Here is a 17605-nt window from a genome sequence, read left to right on the forward strand (position 1 = left end):
GGTCACCAGCGATGCTGGTGGCCCTTTTTTATTGTAGAATATCCCTGATCAGCGCGGCGACCTCTTCGGGGTTTTCTTCGTGGGCGAGGTGTCCGACGTCTGACAGCGAATGCAGCGTGGCGTGCGGCAGTTTCTTTGCGGCATCGGCGCTGGTTTCTGGCGGAACTGCCTTGTCTTGTGTGCCCGTGATCAGATGCACGTCCGTGTCGATTTTGGAAAGCCGCCCCAGCAGCCCGTCAAGCGACCATTGCGCCATCATCGACAATGTGGCGTCGACATGTCTGCTGTCTTTCGCAAGCCGGTAGTAGAGCGCCTGTCCCTGTTCATCAAGCGGTGAGCCGGTTCCGGCAAGCAGGTTCTTGACGCTGGAGCGTGTCGTGCTGCCTGCAAAGAGTGAAGCGCTGAACGGTGTGATCGCCAGTAGCTTTGCCATTGCGGGAAAGAGCCAGCCTGCCACCCCTTTGAAGTTGCCCAAGGCCGCATTGATCCCGATCACCGTTTTCGGACGCAGCCCCAGCTCGACCATCCGCAATGCAATCGCCGCCCCGGCGGAATGGCCGATCAGCGCGGTGGGCTGCCAGCCTTCGTGCCGGACGAGCGACAGCAGGTCTTCGGCCATGTGATCAAGCCCGCAACGTTGTTGCGCACCGATTTGCGTGAAACCCTGCCCGGGCAGATCGACGGCGACGACGTGGTAGGTCTGCATCAACAGCGGGAAAAGATGTCGCCAGCTTTGCGTCGCCCCGCCTGCGCCGTGAATCAGCAGGAGTGTGTCGCCAGTGCCTGCTTCCTGCACGTGCCAGCGATGTGGCCGGTGCAGTACCATGCGCGAATACTGCCGCAGCGGCCAGCCATCGGCGTCTTGCGGCCATTTCATCTAGGCGTCTAACGCGGCTGCGACCGCGGCTGACATTCGTTCCGCCTTGGCGCGGGGCATGGGCAGGTAGGTCGCATCAAGGGAGTGCGCGAGGTCGCGCAGTTTCGGCTCGGGCCGGTTTCCAGTGTCTATTACAATGGAATCGATGCTTTGTCCGCGTATCGCCCGTGCGATTGTCTGTGCATCATTTGCGGCCTGTTGACGGTTCGCCGTGCCGTCGCGGGCGATGTTCGCCCGTCCGTCCGTCAGGATACATATCGTCGGTGTCATGCCTTTGCGCCGCGCGTGCAGCGCCTGTTCGAGTGCCGCTTCCATACCGGCGGCAAGGGGCGTGCCGCCGCCACCGGGCAATTCCGCCAGCCGCCGTTTTGTTTGCACGAGCGAGCGGGTGGGGGGTAGCAGGGCTTCGGCCTTGTCGCCCCGAAAGGCGATAAGTGCGACGTGATCGCGGCGCGCGTAGGCTTCGGCAAGAAGAAGTTCGACCGCGCCTTTCGCCTCTGCCAAACGGGCAAGCGCGGCAGAGCCCGAGGCATCGACGGCAAAGATCAGGAGCCGGTCGGACCGGTCTTCGAACCGCTTGATCTGGATATCGCCGCTGCGGATGTGAATCCCGTCGCGCCCTGTTTGCTGCTTGCGGATGGTTTGCCAGGGGGCGGCGTTGCGCAGAGTGCCGATCACGTCGATCCGTGCGCCGTCTGCCTTGCGCCCGTTGCGGGATGGAAGCGGCCGCCCGCGCCGGTTCCCTTTCAGTCGCGCGCCGGACCCGCTGCCCTTGCCTGTGCGCGATTTCGTCTGCAATTGCGCAAGCAGGTTCGGTGGCAAGTTGGCGAGCACCGCGTCGAGCAACAGATCATCCGGCAGGGTCAGCGTATCGTCGGTTGCTTTGTCGCTGTCTTGCGCTTGGGTGTCTTGTTCATCCGGTGCCTCGGATGGTTCTGGTTCCGGGATACGTGTCGCGCGATGCGACAGGACCATCTTGCAGGCGAGGGCAAGAAGATCGTCCGAGACGTGATCCTTGCCAAACAGAACGGCCAAGGCGCGGGCGGCGCGTAGGACGAATTGCAAGGCACGACCGCTTTCCACGCCAAGTTCGCCTGCAATAGACACTGTTTTTTCGATCAGATCATCTGGTGTACGCACCGGTGTTTTGACAACTTGCCCAGCTGGCGGGATGATCGCATCTGTCGCTGGCGTCGCGTTCAGGTCCACATGGAACGCGACCCGTTCGATCAAGCTGGCGGGGGTTGCTTCATCGTTTTCAGCCCCTTCATCAAGCAGGATCAAAGTATGCCCCGCTTGCCGGTCGAGCGTTTGCCCGAGAAGTGCTGCCATTTGTTGCGGCGTGCGTTCTGCCATCGCCAGCAAGAGGGGCCCAGGCGCTGAAAGCAAGCCTGCCTGCATGACCATCCGGCCTTGTGCGAGTGTCGCAGACAGGTCGAGGCCGCCTGTCAGGACATCGGTCGTCATGGTGGGGTGCAGTTTGACAGGATTGGGTGGAAACGCGGCCATCAGGGATTGCCGCACGGAACCGGCGCGGGCACGGATGCAGACACCGCCGAGCATGGGATCAATCGCGATGAGCCGCAGCGCCAGCACGGCCATGTCCCATTGCGACGTGACCTTAGCCGAGCACATCTTCAACCACACGGCCGACGCGTGCGCCGCTTCCAGCTTCGTCCAGCGGATCGCGCCGGAGCCGGTGACGCAGGGCCATGCCTGCGACGGCTTTGATGTGTGCCTTTGTTACCGTCTTGTCATCGCGCCACGCCGCGAATGCGCGGGCGGTCTTGAGGATTGTCAGCTCTCCTCGTAGGCCGTCCGACCCGAGCGCGAGGCAGAGTTCGGCGACGTCATGCAGGGTCTGATCCGGCGTCTTCAGTTTTTTCAGCGCTTTGCGTGCTTTGAGGATGTTGTCGCGAATTGTCGCGTCTTCGGCCTGCCATCGCAGCATGAAAGCCGCGTTGTCGTTTTCGTAGGCGTCGCGCCGTTTTATGACCTCGACCCGCGTGGCGATGTCTTTGGGCGATGCGACCTCGACCGAGAGCCCGAAGCGGTCGAGCAATTGCGGACGCAGTTCGCCTTCTTCGGGGTTACCGGAGCCGACCAGTACGAAGCGGGCAGGATGGCGGATCGAAAGACCTTCGCGTTCGACCACGTTTTCGCCTGACTGTGCGACGTCCAGCAGCAGATCGACGATGTGGTCTTCGAGCAGGTTGACCTCGTCAATATAGAGATAGCCGCGGTTGGCCCGTGCCAGCAGCCCCGGCTCAAACGCCTTTTCGCCTTTGGTCAGCGCCTTTTCGATGTCGAGCGCACCGGTTACGCGATCCTCGGTCGCGCCAAGGGGCAGATCGACGACGGGGGTGGGCAGCGTTTCGGTTTTTTTCGACCCTAATTCAGCCCAATCTGGCACCTCACCGGGTTTTTCGCTGTTGAGCGGGCACCCCTTGACCGCCTTGATTGACGGCAGCAAGGCGGCGAGCGCGCGCACGGCTGTTGATTTGCCGGTGCCGCGGTCGCCGAACACCAGCACGCCGCCGATGGACGGGTCGATCGCGGTCAGGATCATCGCTTGCTTCATCTCGTCCTGACCGACGATTGCGGAGAATGGAAAAGGGGTCATGCGGCCTCTAACGCGGCGAGGGGCGATGTGCCGCCCCATGTGCCGCTGTCTGATTGAATGGTGAAACGGGCATAGAGTTCTTCGCGGAACCACCCTTCGGTGCGCACGGCGCGGATCGCATCGCTATGTGCGCCGGTGCGGGCAAAAGCGGCCATGGCCTGTTCGGATGGCCAGATCGAGAATGTGACCTGCTGGAGCAATGGCACTTCGCCGATGCCGATCTTGAAGATGACGTTCGGATCCTGACCGATGATTTCAGAGATACGCGGCACCCGGCCCCAGAAGCGGGACATGATACCGGGGCGCACGGTGGCGCGGGTCAGGGCCGCAAGCGGGCCGATGGATTTTGCACCGCTGGGTTCAAACGGTGTGACGCCTGACCAGTTGCCCCGCGCTGTTTCGGGCGAAAGGAAGACTGTCCATGTTTCTGATGCCCGTTCTGCGTATTTACGGAAGATGGGTGCAGTGGCTGTGCGGTCCCGCGCGATGGCTTCGGACGGCCATGTCGCCAGTATCGCGATCACTTGGGGGAAAAGCGTTGGGGAGAACCCGACGCCAGTGCCCGATCCGCAGAGTTTCCAGAATCCGATGTCTGCCACCTTTGCCAGTGGCCGCCGCGCCGCCCCCATCATCCACAGCGCCCACGCCCGGTCTGCCACGCTGGGCAGTCGGAAAAACGAAAGGCTGACGGTTTGACCCATGGTGGCTATCCTAAAGGTGTCAACTTAGTCTGACATATTCTGTTTTACTTGTGAAGACTTGCGGTTATCATAGGGGTACGATTGTCAACTTAACCTGACACATAAAGGCTGCCGCACATGGAATCATCCCACACCGACAATCGCGCCGTGGTCATTGGTGCTGGTCTTGGCGGTCTGTCCGCCGCGATGCGCCTTGGTGCGAAGGGGTATGCCGTCACGGTTGTGGACAAGCTGGATAAGGTTGGAGGCCGTGGATCATCGATCACAAAAGGCGGCCATCGTTTTGATCTTGGGCCGACGATTGTCACGGTGCCGCAAGTGTTCGAGTCGCTTTGGCAGGAGTGTGGTCGCGATTTCCACAAGGATGTCGATCTGCGTCCGCTTGATCCGTTCTATGAGATTCGCTGGGATGACGGGTCTGTTTTCACTGCCTCGGGCGATCACGATACGATGGTTGAAGAGGTTCGCCGCCTGTCACCGGGTGATGTGAAAGGCTATGAGAAATTTCTGAAAGACAGTTACCGTCGTTATGTTGTCGGCTTTGAAGGCATGGTTGCCAAGCCGATGCACAAGCTGTGGGAAACGATCAAGGTTCTGCCCGAGTTTGCCGTTTTGCGGGCTGACCGGTCCATTCTGGGTCTTGCCAAGTCCCGCGTCAAAGATCACCGCCTGCGCATGGCGCTGTCTTTCCATCCGCTGTTTATCGGTGGCGATCCGATGAATGTGACGTCGATGTATGCCCTTGTGAGCCATCTGGAGATGAAGTTCGGCGTTCACTATGCGATGGGGGGCGTGCAGGCGATTGCCGATGCGATGGCACATGTCGTGCTGTCGCAAGGCGGGCAGATTCGGCTGGGTGTTCAGGCTGATGAGATCCTGGTTGATGACGGTGCCGCAAAGGGCGTGACGCTGAAGGGTGGTGAAACGCTGTCTGCGCCAATGGTCGTGAGCAATGCGGATGCCGGTCACACCTACAAGACCTTGATGCGCAAGCAGAGCCGCAGCCGCTGGACCGACCGCAAGGTCGATAGCCGCCGCTGGTCGATGGGTTTGTTCGTCTGGTATTTCGGCACGAAGGGCACGCGCGACAAATGGCAAGACGTTGGGCATCATACCATTATGTCCGGCCCCCGCTATGAGGGTCTGTTAAAGGATATTTTCATCAAGGGGCATCTTGCTGATGATATGTCGCTTTATGTGCATCGCCCCTCGGTGACTGATCCGAAGGTTGCGCCTGAGGGGGACGATACCTTTTACGCCTTGTCTCCTGTGCCGCATCTTGGGTTTGGCAATCCTGTCGACTGGGCTGCTGAAAAGGACGCTTATAAAGCCAAGGTCGCGAAGGTGTTGCAGGGCCTGATCCCCGGTTTCGAAGAACACCTGACCAGCGAAGTGGTCTTTACCCCCGAAGATTTCCGCGACCGCTATTTGTCGCCACATGGCGCAGGCTTTTCGATCGAACCGCGCATTCTGCAATCTGCCTGGTTCCGTCCGCATAACATCAGCGAGGAAGCCAAGGGCTTGTATCTTGTTGGCGCTGGCACGCATCCGGGTGCCGGATTGCCCGGTGTCGTGTCGAGTGCGGAGGTGTTGGGCAAATTGGTCCCCGATGCGCCTGTGATGCCTGAATTGAAAGTTGCCGCTGAATGATCCGTGCTGACGATCTGGACCATTGCCGCGAAGCGATCCGCACCGGGTCGCTGTCGTTTCACGCTGCCAGCAAGCTGTTGCCTGCCAAGGTCCGTGATCCTGCGCTGGCCCTTTATGCGTTCTGCCGTCTGGCTGATGACGAGGTGGATGAGGGAGATCAGAAAGCAAGCGCCGTCTTGCGGCTGCGCGACCGTCTTGACCGTGCGTATGCCGGGACACCGATGGATGCCCCGGAAGATCGCGCATTCGCTGCGATCATCGCCGATTTTGATATGCCGCGGGCCTTGCCAGAGGCGCTTTTGGAGGGGCTAGCCTGGGATGCCTCAGAGCGGCGCTATGACACGCTGTCGGATGTACGCGCCTATTCTGCCCGTGTGGCGAGTGCTGTTGGCGCGATGATGTGCGTTTTGATGCGAGTCCGCGATCCTGACGCGTTGGCCCGTGCCTGTGATCTGGGTGTCGCGATGCAGCTGACCAATATCGCCCGCGATGTCGGAGAGGACGCCCGCGCGGGGCGAATCTATTTGCCGCTGGATTGGCTGAAAGATGCCGGTTTAGACACTGAATCCTTCCTATACGACCCTAGGGCGACGCCAGCTGTCCGCATAATGGTACGCCGTCTTTTGGCCGAAGCGCGCCGCCTTTATGTGCGGTCCGAAGCGGGGATCAATGCATTGCCGCGGGACGCCCGTTTGGGCATTTGGGCTGCGCGGTTGATCTATGACGGGATCGGGAAAGAGGTGCGCAGGCAGCAGTTTGATTCCATCACATGCCGCGCCCACACGAAGACCTGGCAGAAACTGGGGTGGATGGCGCAGGCCGCTGGCCGGACCGCGTTGTCTGCTGTGACCCCGCGGTCGCCTGTCATATTCGCCCCTGCGCTGGGCGAAGTGCAGTTTCTTGTCGATGCCGCCGGTCGCAAGACTGGCACACAGGGCCGCACGAAGGCCGTTCTGGATATTCTGTCTGATTTGGCTGCGCGCGAAGCAGCGATTGGAAAAGGTCGCCCGATTGCCTAGATAGGGGTGTGTCCCAGAAAGGTGCATCACATGGATATCTGGCTATTTCTGATTTTCTTTGGCGCGACATGCGCTGCAGGCACCACCGGTGCGATGTTTCCGACGGGCACGTGGTACAAATCCCTGAACAAGCCCACGTGGGTGCCGCCGAACTGGATGTTTCCGGTTGCGTGGACGTCGATCTATCTGTTGATTTCATTCGCCGGTGCGCGGGTCGCGCCGCTTGACGGGAACGCCTATGCGATGGCGTTCTGGGGATTGCAGATTGCGCTGAACACGCTTTGGACACCTGTGTTTTTCGGGTTGCGTCACTTGAAGGGGTCTTTGCCGATCATGGCGGGGCTTTGGATTGCTGTTCTTGGTGCGACAATCACCCATTTCCAGCTGGACACATGGGCCGGGTTGGCGTTCGTGCCATATCTGGCTTGGGTCACTGTCGCGGCTGCGCTGAACCTTGCAATGGTCCGCCTGAACCCCGATCAAAAGCCGTTGCCGATCGCAGAGATGTCGAACCCCTCTTGAAGCGCCTGTGACCCCGTGCAATTTTCGGGGATGGAACATAACGTGAAATCATGGGCTGACGTTGCCCCGCGCCTTGTCGATGTTGCGGCGGGCCGTGCCCCTGGGGATCTGGTTATTCGCGGCGGGCAACTGGTGAATGTTCAATCGCGCGAGGTTTTGCGGTGGGATGTCGCGGTGGCCGAAGGGCGGTTTGCGTATGTCGGGCCGGATGCGAGCCACTGTGTTGGCCCTGAAACCCGTATCATAGACACTGAATCTTTTCTGATCCCCGGCTTGTGCGATGGGCACATGCATATCGAGAGCGGGATGCTGACCCCTGCCGAATTCGCCGCTGCCGTGATCCCCCACGGCACGACGACCATGTTCACCGACCCGCATGAAATTGCCAACGTGCTTGGGTTGGATGGCGTGCGGATGATGCATGATGAAGCCTTGATGCAGCCGATCAACATCTACACGCAGATGCCATCTTGTGCCCCGTCTGCCCCCGGCCTTGAAACCACGGGGTTCGAAATTTCCGCCGAGGATGTCGCTGAAGCAATGGCCTGGCCCGGCATTATTGGTCTGGGCGAGATGATGAACTTTCCCGGTGTAATCAACGCCGATCCGCAGATGCTGGCCGAGATGGCCGCGACCATGCACGCGGGCAAGACCGTGGGTGGGCACTACGCCTCGCCCGACAAGGGTGTCGCGTTCAGTGCCTATGTTGCGGGTGGTGCAGCCGATGACCATGAAGGCACCGCCGAAGCCGATGCGATAGCGCGTGTGCGGAACGGGATGCGGTCGATGATGCGACTGGGCTCCGCTTGGTACGACGTGGAAAGCCAGATTACGGCTGTCACGGAAAAGGGGCTGGACCCGCGAAATTTCATTTTGTGCACGGATGACTGTATGGCGGGCACCCTGGTCAATGACGGGCATATGAACCGCGTTGTCCGGCATGCAATCGCCTGCGGCTGTGATCCGTTGATTGCCCTGCAGATGGCGACGATCAACACCGCCACCCATTTCGGGCTGGAGCGCGAGTTAGGGTCGATCACGCCCGGTCGTCGCGCGGATGTGATCCTGACATCCGATTTGACCACATTGCCTATCGACCACGTGATTGCGCGCGGTCAGACCGTCGCGCAGGATGGCAAGATTTCCGTCGACTGTCCGCACTACGACTGGCCCGCTACGGCCCGTCAGACTGTACGCATGGGCAAGACCGTGACGGCTGAAGATTTCGGTGTGCCGGCCCCCGAAGGCAAGAATACAGTCAAGGCGAAGGTCATCGGTGTTGTCGAAAATCAGGCACCTACGAAGGCTTTGACCGCTGAACTGCCCGTCGTTGACGGGTTGGTTCAGGGCGAGGGCGATGTCTGCCAGATTGCCTTGGTCGAGCGTCATCGCGCGACCGGTGACGTCACGAATGGGTTCGTGTCCGGTTTCGGCTACAGCGGGTCGATGGCCATGGCATCAACCGTTGCCCATGACAGCCACCATATGATTGTTGTCGGAACGGATCGCGCACAGATGGCGCTGGCGTCCAACCGGCTGGGCGAAGTGGGTGGTGGTGTTACCGTGTGGAAAGACGGTAAGGAGATCGCACTGGTGCCCTTGCCGATCGCCGGATTAATGTCTGACCGGCCCGCGGCGGAGGTTGCTGCAGCCGCCGATCGGATGGTCAAGGCGATGGCCGAATGTGGTTGCACGCTGAATAACGCCTATATGCAACACTCGCTGCTTGCCCTTGTCGTCATCCCCGAATTGCGGATCAGCGATCTGGGTCTTGTCGATGTGACGAAATTTGAACTGACCGAACTGTTTGAGGACAACGTATGAACGCCACTAAATCACTGCCTGTCGAATCCCCTGATGCATTGCGGGCAGAGGTTTTCACGGATGCAAAGAAAGCCGTCGCGCGGCTGACGGAGCTTTATCAGCAAAGCGTCCGGTTCCTGTGCGGACACTTCAGCGATGTCATCCTGAACGGTGAACCAAAGGCGCGCTATCGCGCCTTTTACCCCGAGATCAGGTTTACGACGACCAGCTTTACCAAGGCCGACACCCGCCTGTCCTTTGGCCATGTTTCCGAGCCCGGCACATACAAGACGACCGTGACCCGCCCTGACCTTTTCGCCAGCTATCTGGAACAACAGATTGGCCTGTTGATGAAGAACCACGGTGAACCGGTGGTCATTGGTCCGTCGGACACCGTCATGCCAGTGCATTTTGCCGTCGCGAATGATGAGTCCGTCACGGTGCCGCAGGACGGCGCGATGGAGTTTTCCCTGCGTGACGTGTTCGATGTCCCCGACCTTGAAATCACGCACGACAATATCGTCAACGGATCAGGTTTTCTGTATCCCGACGGCGCACACGCACTGGCCCCGTTCACCGCGCAGCGCATTGACTATTCGCTGGCCCGTTTGCAGCATTATACGGCGACCGCGGCTGAGCATTTCCAGAACCATATCCTGTTCACGAACTACCAGTTCTATGTTGAAGAGTTCGAAGCCTACGCCCGGATGGTGCTGGCGGACCCGAAGAGTGGTTACACCAGCTTTGTGAGCACTGGAAACGTCGAGATTTCGGATGCGACGACGCCGATTTATCCACCGACGAAGTTACCACAAATGCCGACCTATCACCTCAAGCGTGAAGGCGGCGGGGGAATTACCCTTGTGAACATCGGTGTCGGTCCGTCGAATGCGAAAACCGCGACCGATCATATCGCGGTTTTGCGCCCCCATGCGTGGCTGATGGTCGGGCATTGCGCAGGTCTGCGTAATTCGCAGCGGTTGGGTGATTTCGTGCTTGCCCACGCCTATTTGCGCGAAGATCACGTACTGGACGATGACTTGCCCGTTTGGGTGCCGATCCCGGCTCTGGCTGAAATCCAGATCGCGTTGGAATCCGCGGTGGCAGAGGTCACGGAACTCGAAGGTTATGAGCTGAAACGGATCATGCGAACAGGAACCGTGGCGACCATCGACAACCGGAACTGGGAACTGCGCGATCATTCCGGGCCTGTCAAACGGCTAAGCCAGTCCCGCGCGATCGGATTGGACATGGAGAGCGCGACCATCGCCGCGAACGGGTTCCGGTTCAGGGTTCCCTACGGGACGCTGCTGTGCGTTTCTGACAAGCCATTGCATGGCGAATTGAAGCTGCCGGGTATGGCCTCTGATTTCTATAAAACGCAGGTTTCGCGGCACCTGATGATCGGAATCCGGGCAATGGAACAGCTGCGCGAAATGCCGCTGGAACGCATTCACAGTCGGAAATTACGGTCATTTGAGGAGACTGCGTTCCTCTAGAACGCCGGATTCACGTAAAAAGTGCAGAAAAATCGCGTTTTTCCCTTGTAAAATGCGACTAATGATTGTGGTGTCCCACAACATAACGTTAAATATGTGACCAGAGGCCCTAATTGTCGGGCAGAAGAGGGAGACCATTTAAATGGCGACAAAACCAATGACAAAAGCGCAGCTGGTTGCTGCACTGGCCGAAGAAACCGGCATGGACAAAAAAGGCGCTGCAGGCGCGTTGGATGGGATCGTTTCCATCATCACCAAAGAAGTGTCCGGCGGCGGTGCCGTCACACTGCCAGGCGTTGGCAAGATTTACTGCCGTGAGCGTCCAGAGCGTATGGTTCGCAACCCAGCCACGGGTGAGCAGATCAAGAAGGACGCTGACAAGGTTGTCAAAATGACAATCGCGAAAGCACTCAAGGACAGCGTGAACGACTAAGTTCCGCCTTCCGAGAATTACGAAAGGGTCGCCCACTTTGGCGGCCCTTTTGCGTTTTCATCGCCCAACTGACGGAGTATCGCTGACATCATGGATATCCGCGCGATCTTGATGGGCCTCGCCTTTGCATTCATGTGGTCCTCGGCCTTTACGTCGGCACGGGTGATTGTCGAATACGCGCCGCCGCTGACGGCCCTTGCATTTCGCTTTCTGATCTCTGGCTTGCTGGGTGTTGCTATCGCATGGATGCTGGGGCAGGCCGCGCGGCTGAGCCGCAGGCAATGGTTGGGGGTTCTGGTTTTCGGTGTCTGCCAGAATGCGCTTTACCTGGGCCTGAATTTCATCGCGATGCAGACGGTCGATGCCTCACTCGCCGCGATTATTGCGTCCACGATGCCGTTGCTTGTCGCGCTGGTCGGCTGGCTGTTTCTGGGGCAGCGGTTGCGTGCGATGGGCGTTGCCGGGCTGGTCGCCGGGTTGGTCGGCGTGACGTTGATCATGGGCGCGCGGCTGCAAGGCGGGGTTGACGTCTACGGACTGGTCCTTTGCGTGATTGGTGTGGTTTCACTGACGATTGCAACTCTGGCGGTTCTGGGTGCGTCTTCGGGTGGCAATGTCTTGATGATCGTCGGCTTGCAGATGCTTGTTGGCAGTCTTGTCCTGTGGGTCCCGGCGTTGGCTTGGGAAAGCTTTGACGTGCAATGGACCTGGCAACTGATTGTTGCGTTTATCTACACGACGCTTGTACCGGGTCTGTTGGCGACGCTTGTCTGGTTTTTGCTGGTGGGTCGGATCGGGGCGGTCAAGGCGTCGACCTTTCACTTCCTGAACCCGTTTCTGGGTGTCGCGGTCGCGTCTGTGCTGCTGGGCGAACAGCTGGGTATCTGGGATATTGTCGGTGTGGTCGTAATTGCGGCCGGTATCCTTGCCGTGCAGGTGTCCAAGCAGCCGCTGCCCCGCTAGCCGATCTGGCCGCGCACGCCGCCGGTCTGCCCGCGATCAAGCAACAGGTGATCGAGGATCACGCAAGCCATCATCGCCTCGCCTACGGGCACGGCACGGATGCCGACGCAGGGGTCGTGGCGGCCTTTGGTGATCACCTCGGTCGCGCTGCCGTCAATGCGGATGGATTTGCGGGGGGACAGGATGGAGGACGTCGGTTTGACTGCGAACCGCACGACGATGTCCTGTCCGGTGCTGATGCCGCCAAGGATGCCGCCTGCGTGGTTGGACGCGTATTCCGGCCCGTTTGGTCCCATAAAGATTTCATCCGCGTTGTCGCGCCCTGTGAGCGCGGCGGCGGCCATGCCTTCGCCAATCTCGACGCCTTTGACGGCGTTGATAGACATCATCGCGGCGGCCAGATCAGTGTCTAACTTGCCATAAACCGGCGCGCCGATTCCGGCGGGGACGCCCCGCGCAACGACTTCGATGATGGCCCCGACAGAGTTGTGATCATCCTTGCGCAGCCATGCGAGGTAGTCGTTCCATTCGGACGCAGCGTCAGCGTCTGGGCAGAAGAAATCGTTCTGGTCGATTTGGTCCCAGTCCATTTTTGACCGATCAATCTGCTTGACCCCCATCTGGGTCATGTAGCCTTTGATCTGCACACCGGGGGCGACTTTTTGGATCGCCTCGCGCGCCACACCACCGGCGGCGACGCGGGACGCGGTTTCGCGGGCAGAGGACCGCCCGCCGCCACGATAATCACGGATACCGTATTTCTGGTGATAGGTGATGTCGGCATGACCGGGGCGGAAGGTGTTGGCGATATCGCCGTAATCCTTGGACCGCTGATCGGTGTTTTCGATCATCAACTGGATCGGGGTGCCGGTGGTCTCGCCTTCGAACACACCAGACAGGATTTGGACCGCGTCAGCCTCTTGCCGCTGCGTGGTGTTCTTGTTCAGACCGGGGCGGCGTTTATCAAGCCACTGCTGGATCATCGCAGGTTCAAGCGGCACACCTGGAGGACACCCGTCAACAGTTGCCCCTAATGCAGGTCCGTGGCTCTCACCCCATGTGGTAAAGCGAAAGAGATGGCCAAAGCTGTTGATTGACATGAAGATGCCTCCTGATCCGGAGATCAGATAAACAGCCGTCGCGCGGATGCCAAGCTATTCTCGCAGGCGATCCCGTCGGTGTTTGGCGAATGTTGAGATAAAATTGATCGTGCAGTCGACGACAATTACCAGAACTGCGGTGAGCCAAAACGGCATGTCGTGTGCTGAAAGCAGTCCGAACGAATAGGTGGCGAGCCAAATGAAGCAAAGCTCAACGCATAGGATTAGTACAAGCGTTCTCCCAAGGACGCCTCTTTTCTCCTGAATTTCTGAACAGCTAATTGTTTCAGCGGATCACGAATAAAAACCATTAAAAAGTGCCGTTTAGAGCAGATCCTGTGCATAAACGCGACTGCTCTTGGACGCAGTGCTCTGCACCCGCGAGAAATCTGATATCGCAAATTCAAAAGCGCTTGCGCTCTCGTATCGTTGCTAGCGGTATTCTGCTGCTGCAATGAACTCTGAGAATGCCTCGCACCAGACGACGACAGTTGTATAGGCTTCCAGATCAACAGCCTCTGGAATGTCCAAAGCAAAGCCTTTGAAGGTTTTGACCGGTCCAATAACGACGCTGTCTGACTTGAGCCTTTCAAAACCGTCTTCGTGATCCACGAATTCTGGGACGAGATAGACCATGTAATCGGGTCCAGGTGCCAGTTCTCCGGTATGGACGATCTGGGTTGGCGTGAGGCTGACTGTGCCCTTACCCCAATGTAGAAAATCGTTTCCGGGCAAGTCTTCTGCGATTTCGGCGGTAAAGGTGGCGTCTTGCGCCATTGCCTCCAAAGTCGCCGTGTCCGGTGAAGGTGGTGCGGTCAGGATCGGCAGCAAGTAAATTCCCAACCCAAACCCAACTCCTAGCGCCATGCCGTGCGTCAACAGCCCGATGATGATCCTTCGCATGATATGATCCCCAGCTTTGTTATCCGCTGAACATTAGGCACCGTAATTTGGCTTGCAAAGGGTAATCCGTTTGCGCGGGGATGGTTGGTCAATATCCGCGGCTCTGTTGAATGCGATTTGGTCCCCGCACATCAGTGACGCGATGCCCCTTGCCCCTCCCACATCAACGCTCTACCTAAGTCCTACCTCGGGGGGCCAATCTGGCTGAGATGCGCAAGCGGACCCGTTGAACCTGAACCGGTTAAGACCGGCGGAGGGAAGGTCTGGCAATGCTGCTATTCCCCCAATCCGCCCGTCGCATTTGGAGGAATAGAAATGAGAACTCTCCCTTATGTCGCGGGATTTGTGCTTTGTGCCAGCGTGGCCACAGCCCAAACCCCTGTTCTGACAGTTTTGACATACGACAGCTTTGTCACCGAATGGGGCCCCGGCCCGGCGGTGGAAGAAGCGTTCGAGGCGGTCTGCGCCTGTGATCTGCAATTCGTCGGTGCTGGCGATGGTGCTGCGCTGCTTGCCAAATTGCAGCTTGAAGGCCCGCGCACGGATGCTGACATCGTGCTGGGTCTGGATACGAACCTGACGGCTGCGGCCGAGAACACTGACCTTTTCGCACCTCATGGCGTTGATGCGGCGCTTGATCTGCCGGTTAACTGGGATGATCCGACGTTCCTGCCATTTGACTGGGGCTACTTTGCTTTTGTCGGCAATGCCGGCGGTGCGGCCCCTGCATCGCTGCAGGAGCTGGCCGAGAGCGATATCAAGGTCGTGATACAGGATCCGCGGTCTTCGACCCCCGGTCTGGGCCTTCTGATGTGGGTGAAAGAAGTTTACGGCGATGACGCGCCGCAATTCTGGGAGGCCATGGCCGACAATATCGTCACCGTCACCCCCGGCTGGTCAGAGGCATATGGCCTGTTTCTGGACGGTGAGGCGGATGCAGTGCTGTCGTATACCACGTCGCCCGCTTATCACCTGATCGCGGAAGAGGATGACAGCAAGGTCGCTTGGGCGTTCTCTGACGGGCATTACATGCAGGTTGAAGTTGCCGCAAAGGTCGCGGGAACGGATGTGCCGGAATTGGCAGATCAGTTCCTTGCTTTCATGGTGTCTGATGCGTTCCAGTCCGTCATCCCGACGACCAACTGGATGTATCCCGCGGTAACACCAAACGCCGGTTTACCGGACGGGTTCGCGACTTTGATTATCCCCGACACCGCCCTCTTGATGACCCCGGAAGATGCGGTCGATCTGCGCGCGCAGGCGCTGGAAGAATGGCGCACCGCGCTATCGCAATAATGCGATCCGTTCCGGGCGTTTTGTCCGTTGCAGTGGTGCTGGCGCTGACGCTTGGCACCCTTGCAGCGGTTATCGTCCGTGCTGATGGTATCGGTGGCCTTGGTCCGGCGGACTGGGCCGCCATCCGCTTTACCGTATCGCAGGCCGTTGTTTCGGCCTTGATCAGCGTGGCGCTGGCCATTCCGGTTGCGCGCGCGCTGGCGCGCCGGTCCTTTCGCGGGCGGGCGGCGCTGATCACCCTGTTGGGTGCGCCTTTCTTGTTGCCCGTGATCGTTGCTGTGCTGGGTCTGCTGGCCGTGTTCGGGCGCAGCGGCGTATTGAACAGCGTTCTGGCTTATTTCGGCCTAGAGGTGTCGATCTACGGTTATCATGGTGTCGTTTTGGCCCATGTGTTTTTCAATTTGCCGCTGGCGACCCGGTTGATCCTGCAGGGCTGGCTGTCAATCCCGGCAGAGCGGTTCCGGCTGGCCGCGACGTTGAACGCGCCCGTGGGCCGGTTTCTTGAGTGGCCGATGCTGCGTCAGGTCGTGCCTGGCGCGTTTCTTGTCATCTTTCTGATTTGTCTGACATCGTTCGCCGTTGCCCTGATCCTTGGCGGTGGACCGCGTGCAACGACGATCGAGGTCGCGATTTATCAAGCCGTCCGGGCGGAGTTCGATCTGGGGCAAGCGGCGTTGCTGGCCTGCGTCCAATTCGCACTGTGCGCTGCGGCGGCGATTGCCGTCTATTTTGTCAGCCTGCCGGACGGGGCCGGTGCGGGGTTGGATCGTGTTGTCCAGCGGTGGGATAGGGGGTCGGTGCCGTTCGACGTTTCCTTGTTGGTGGCTGTGACCGTTTTTCTGGCGGTGCCTCTGCTGATGGTGGTGTTGCGTGGCGTGCCCGGCCTCGCTGACATGCCCGTCAGTGTCTGGGCAGCGGCCTTGCGGTCGGTTGTCGTCGCACTTGGGTCTGCTGTCCTGTGCGTCAGCCTTGCCCTGGCACTGGCCTTGCAACGGCGGTTCGTTGCAACAGTGGTCGGGGCCTTGCCGCTTGCGGCGTCGGGTCTTGTCATGGGCACAGGGCTGTTCCTGATCGTCTTTCCGTTCGTTGCGCCATCGGACGTCGCCTTGCTTGTCACGATGCTGGTCAATGCGGTGCTTGCCTTGCCATTTGCGCTGCGCTCTGTCGCGCCGGCTGTCGCTGCGGCAGAGGCGGACTACGGGCGTCTTGCGACCAGTCTGGGAATGCGCGGCGTTTCGCGCTTGCGTTATCTGGTTCTGCCGCGCGTGCGCCGTCCGCTTGGGTTTGCCGCAGGGCTGGCGGCCGCCTTGTCCATGGGTGATCTTGGCGTCATTACCTTGTTCGCAGGTGATCAGCAGGCGACCTTGCCGCTGGCGATGTTTCGGCTGATGGGGTCTTATCAACAGGATGCCGCGGCGGGGGCCGGTCTGTTGCTTTTGGCGCTGAGTCTTGCGCTGTTCTGGGTGTTTGACAGGGGAGGGCGCGCCAATGCTGAAACTTGATGCGCTTGGACTGCGGCAGGGTGATTTCAGCCTGACCGTCGACTTTGAATGCCCTGCAGGTCTGACTGCAATTATCGGCCCTTCGGGCGGTGGGAAATCGACGCTTTTGGCCGCGATTGCCGGATTTTTGAACCCCGCCTACGGGTCAGTTCTGTGGAACGGCAAAGACCTGGCTGGTGTCGCGCCCGGTGCGCGTCCAGTCAGCATGCTGTTTCAGGACAACAACCTGTTTCCCCATCTGAGCGTTTGGCAGAACGTGGGATTGGGGCTGGACCCGTCCTTGCGCCTGTCGCCGGCCCAGAAGGATGCCGTGATGCAGATACTGCGCGATGTTGATCTGGATGGCATGGATCAGCGCAAGCCTGCTGCTTTGTCGGGCGGGCAGCAAAGCCGTGTTGCCTTGGCCCGTGTTCTGATTGCGGACCGACCAGTCGTTTTGTTGGACGAACCCTTTGCAGCCCTTGGCCCTGCGTTGAAATCGGGGATGCTGAGCCTTGTTCGCGATATGCTGGTCGGTGCTGGCAAGACGGTCTTGATGGTGACCCATGATCCGGATGACGCCCGCAGGTTTGCCGATCAGGTGATCGTCATTGCCGGTGGCGTGGCCCATGCACCTGTGCCGACAGAGTCTGCATTTGCCGATCCGCATCCTGCCTTGCGGACCTACCTGGGTGCGGCGGACGCCGACCACTCCAAATGAAAAGGCCCGCCGGA

Annotated in this window: 16 protein-coding genes and 1 riboswitch; of the genes, 10 read left to right on the forward strand and 6 right to left on the reverse strand. The window is 59.5% G+C overall.

The genetic code is table 11. From position 1 onward, the window contains the following. Positions 1–28: 28 nt before the first annotated feature. Genes bchO through crtA form a run of 4 tightly spaced genes read right to left on the reverse strand, consistent with a single transcriptional unit; the run spans position 29 to position 4201 of the window. Positions 29–877 carry an alpha/beta fold hydrolase BchO gene (bchO, locus tag BMY44_RS15390; RefSeq protein ID WP_089996747.1) on the reverse strand — a complete coding sequence of 283 codons (849 nt, stop codon included), beginning with the start codon at positions 875–877 and terminating at the stop codon, positions 29–31. Beyond that, positions 878–2512, reverse strand: a complete 1635-nt coding sequence (locus BMY44_RS15395) for a magnesium chelatase subunit D (protein WP_242650579.1) — start codon at positions 2510–2512, stop codon at positions 878–880. Further along, a complete protein-coding gene (bchI, locus tag BMY44_RS15400) occupies positions 2499–3500 on the reverse strand; it encodes a magnesium chelatase ATPase subunit I (RefSeq protein WP_089996751.1) in 1002 nt (333 codons plus the stop codon). Before bchI ends, BMY44_RS15395 begins: the two co-directional genes overlap by 14 nt. Beyond that, positions 3497–4201 (reverse strand): spheroidene monooxygenase, encoded by a 705-nt coding sequence (gene crtA, locus BMY44_RS15405; protein WP_089996753.1) that lies wholly within the window; start codon positions 4199–4201, stop codon positions 3497–3499. The genes bchI and crtA overlap by 4 nt, the downstream gene beginning before the upstream one ends. Before the next feature lie 117 nt (positions 4202–4318). Here crtA and BMY44_RS15410 point away from each other — a divergent pair, with 117 nt between their 5' ends. The 7 genes from BMY44_RS15410 to BMY44_RS15440 all read left to right on the forward strand — a co-directional run bounded on the left by BMY44_RS15410 (position 4319) and on the right by BMY44_RS15440 (position 12090). Then, complete coding sequence (locus tag BMY44_RS15410; protein ID WP_089996755.1) at positions 4319–5851, forward strand: phytoene desaturase; 1533 nt, start codon at positions 4319–4321, stop codon at positions 5849–5851. After that, on the forward strand, positions 5848–6870 hold the full coding sequence (gene crtB, locus BMY44_RS15415) for a 15-cis-phytoene synthase (protein WP_089996757.1): 1023 nt from the start codon (positions 5848–5850) through the stop codon (positions 6868–6870). The genes BMY44_RS15410 and crtB overlap by 4 nt, the downstream gene beginning before the upstream one ends. 30 nt (positions 6871–6900) lie before the next feature. After that, positions 6901–7392, forward strand: a complete 492-nt coding sequence (gene tspO, locus BMY44_RS15420) for a tryptophan-rich sensory protein TspO (RefSeq protein ID WP_089996759.1) — start codon at positions 6901–6903, stop codon at positions 7390–7392. 30 nt (positions 7393–7422) lie between these two features. Further along, on the forward strand, positions 7423–9216 hold the full coding sequence (gene ade, locus BMY44_RS15425) for an adenine deaminase (protein ID WP_089996761.1): 1794 nt from the start codon (positions 7423–7425) through the stop codon (positions 9214–9216). After that, positions 9213–10694, forward strand: coding sequence for an AMP nucleosidase (locus tag BMY44_RS15430; RefSeq protein ID WP_089996764.1), 1482 nt, complete (start codon positions 9213–9215; stop codon positions 10692–10694). Before ade ends, BMY44_RS15430 begins: the two co-directional genes overlap by 4 nt. A 142-nt stretch (positions 10695–10836) precedes the next feature. Next, positions 10837–11127 carry an HU family DNA-binding protein gene (locus BMY44_RS15435; RefSeq protein ID WP_089996766.1) on the forward strand — a complete coding sequence of 97 codons (291 nt, stop codon included), beginning with the start codon at positions 10837–10839 and terminating at the stop codon, positions 11125–11127. 90 nt (positions 11128–11217) lie between these two features. Further along, the gene (locus tag BMY44_RS15440) at positions 11218–12090 is read left to right on the forward strand and encodes a DMT family transporter (protein ID WP_089996768.1); all 873 of its coding nucleotides are present in this window, start codon (positions 11218–11220) and stop codon (positions 12088–12090) included. On the opposite strand, the gene aroC is transcribed toward BMY44_RS15440, so the two are convergent. Both aroC and BMY44_RS15450 read right to left on the reverse strand, forming a co-directional pair. Next, entirely contained in the window at positions 12087–13190 is a 1104-nt protein-coding gene (gene aroC / locus BMY44_RS15445; protein WP_089996771.1) for a chorismate synthase, read from the reverse strand. The genes BMY44_RS15440 and aroC overlap by 4 nt on opposite strands. Before the next feature lie 432 nt (positions 13191–13622). After that, positions 13623–14093 (reverse strand): DM13 domain-containing protein, encoded by a 471-nt coding sequence (locus BMY44_RS15450; protein ID WP_089996773.1) that lies wholly within the window; start codon positions 14091–14093, stop codon positions 13623–13625. A 178-nt stretch (positions 14094–14271) separates the two neighbouring features. Continuing rightward, a riboswitch (TPP riboswitch) is annotated at positions 14272–14369 on the forward strand. Positions 14370–14408: 39 nt separating this feature from the next. Here BMY44_RS15450 and thiB point away from each other — a divergent pair. From thiB to BMY44_RS15465, 3 genes are read left to right on the forward strand one after another with little or no spacing between them, the layout of a single operon-like run. Further along, the gene (gene thiB, locus BMY44_RS15455) at positions 14409–15389 is read left to right on the forward strand and encodes a thiamine ABC transporter substrate binding subunit (RefSeq protein ID WP_089996775.1); all 981 of its coding nucleotides are present in this window, start codon (positions 14409–14411) and stop codon (positions 15387–15389) included. Beyond that, complete coding sequence (locus tag BMY44_RS15460) at positions 15389–16891, forward strand: ABC transporter permease family protein (protein WP_165611873.1); 1503 nt, start codon at positions 15389–15391, stop codon at positions 16889–16891. The genes thiB and BMY44_RS15460 overlap by 1 nt, the downstream gene beginning before the upstream one ends. After that, on the forward strand, positions 16878–17591 hold the full coding sequence (locus BMY44_RS15465) for a thiamine ABC transporter ATP-binding protein (protein ID WP_089996778.1): 714 nt from the start codon (positions 16878–16880) through the stop codon (positions 17589–17591). The genes BMY44_RS15460 and BMY44_RS15465 overlap by 14 nt, the downstream gene beginning before the upstream one ends. Positions 17592–17605: the final 14 nt, after the last annotated feature.

Source organism: Cognatiyoonia koreensis (genome assembly GCF_900109295.1).
Taxonomy (GTDB): Bacteria; Pseudomonadota; Alphaproteobacteria; order Rhodobacterales; family Rhodobacteraceae; genus Cognatiyoonia; species Cognatiyoonia koreensis.

Bases quoted from the DNA above. Each gene is read 5' to 3' on its own strand.
- BMY44_RS15430 (WP_089996764.1), top strand. From the start codon at position 9,213: ATGAACGCCACTAAATCACTGCCTGTCGAATCCCCTGATGCATTGCGG.
- BMY44_RS15450 (WP_089996773.1), bottom strand. From the start codon at position 14,093: ATGCGAAGGATCATCATCGGGCTGTTGACGCACGGCATGGCGCTAGGA.
- BMY44_RS15440 (WP_089996768.1), top strand. From the start codon at position 11,218: ATGGATATCCGCGCGATCTTGATGGGCCTCGCCTTTGCATTCATGTGG.
- aroC (WP_089996771.1), bottom strand. From the start codon at position 13,190: ATGTCAATCAACAGCTTTGGCCATCTCTTTCGCTTTACCACATGGGGT.
- tspO (WP_089996759.1), top strand. From the start codon at position 6,901: ATGGATATCTGGCTATTTCTGATTTTCTTTGGCGCGACATGCGCTGCA.
- BMY44_RS15410 (WP_089996755.1), top strand. From the start codon at position 4,319: ATGGAATCATCCCACACCGACAATCGCGCCGTGGTCATTGGTGCTGGT.
- thiB (WP_089996775.1), top strand. From the start codon at position 14,409: ATGAGAACTCTCCCTTATGTCGCGGGATTTGTGCTTTGTGCCAGCGTG.
- ade (WP_089996761.1), top strand. From the start codon at position 7,423: ATGGAACATAACGTGAAATCATGGGCTGACGTTGCCCCGCGCCTTGTC.
- BMY44_RS15460 (WP_165611873.1), top strand. From the start codon at position 15,389: ATGCGATCCGTTCCGGGCGTTTTGTCCGTTGCAGTGGTGCTGGCGCTG.
- bchO (WP_089996747.1), bottom strand. From the start codon at position 877: ATGAAATGGCCGCAAGACGCCGATGGCTGGCCGCTGCGGCAGTATTCG.
- bchI (WP_089996751.1), bottom strand. From the start codon at position 3,500: ATGACCCCTTTTCCATTCTCCGCAATCGTCGGTCAGGACGAGATGAAG.
- crtB (WP_089996757.1), top strand. From the start codon at position 5,848: ATGATCCGTGCTGACGATCTGGACCATTGCCGCGAAGCGATCCGCACC.
- BMY44_RS15435 (WP_089996766.1), top strand. From the start codon at position 10,837: ATGGCGACAAAACCAATGACAAAAGCGCAGCTGGTTGCTGCACTGGCC.
- crtA (WP_089996753.1), bottom strand. From the start codon at position 4,201: ATGGGTCAAACCGTCAGCCTTTCGTTTTTCCGACTGCCCAGCGTGGCA.
- BMY44_RS15395 (WP_242650579.1), bottom strand. From the start codon at position 2,512: ATGTGCTCGGCTAAGGTCACGTCGCAATGGGACATGGCCGTGCTGGCG.
- BMY44_RS15465 (WP_089996778.1), top strand. From the start codon at position 16,878: ATGCTGAAACTTGATGCGCTTGGACTGCGGCAGGGTGATTTCAGCCTG.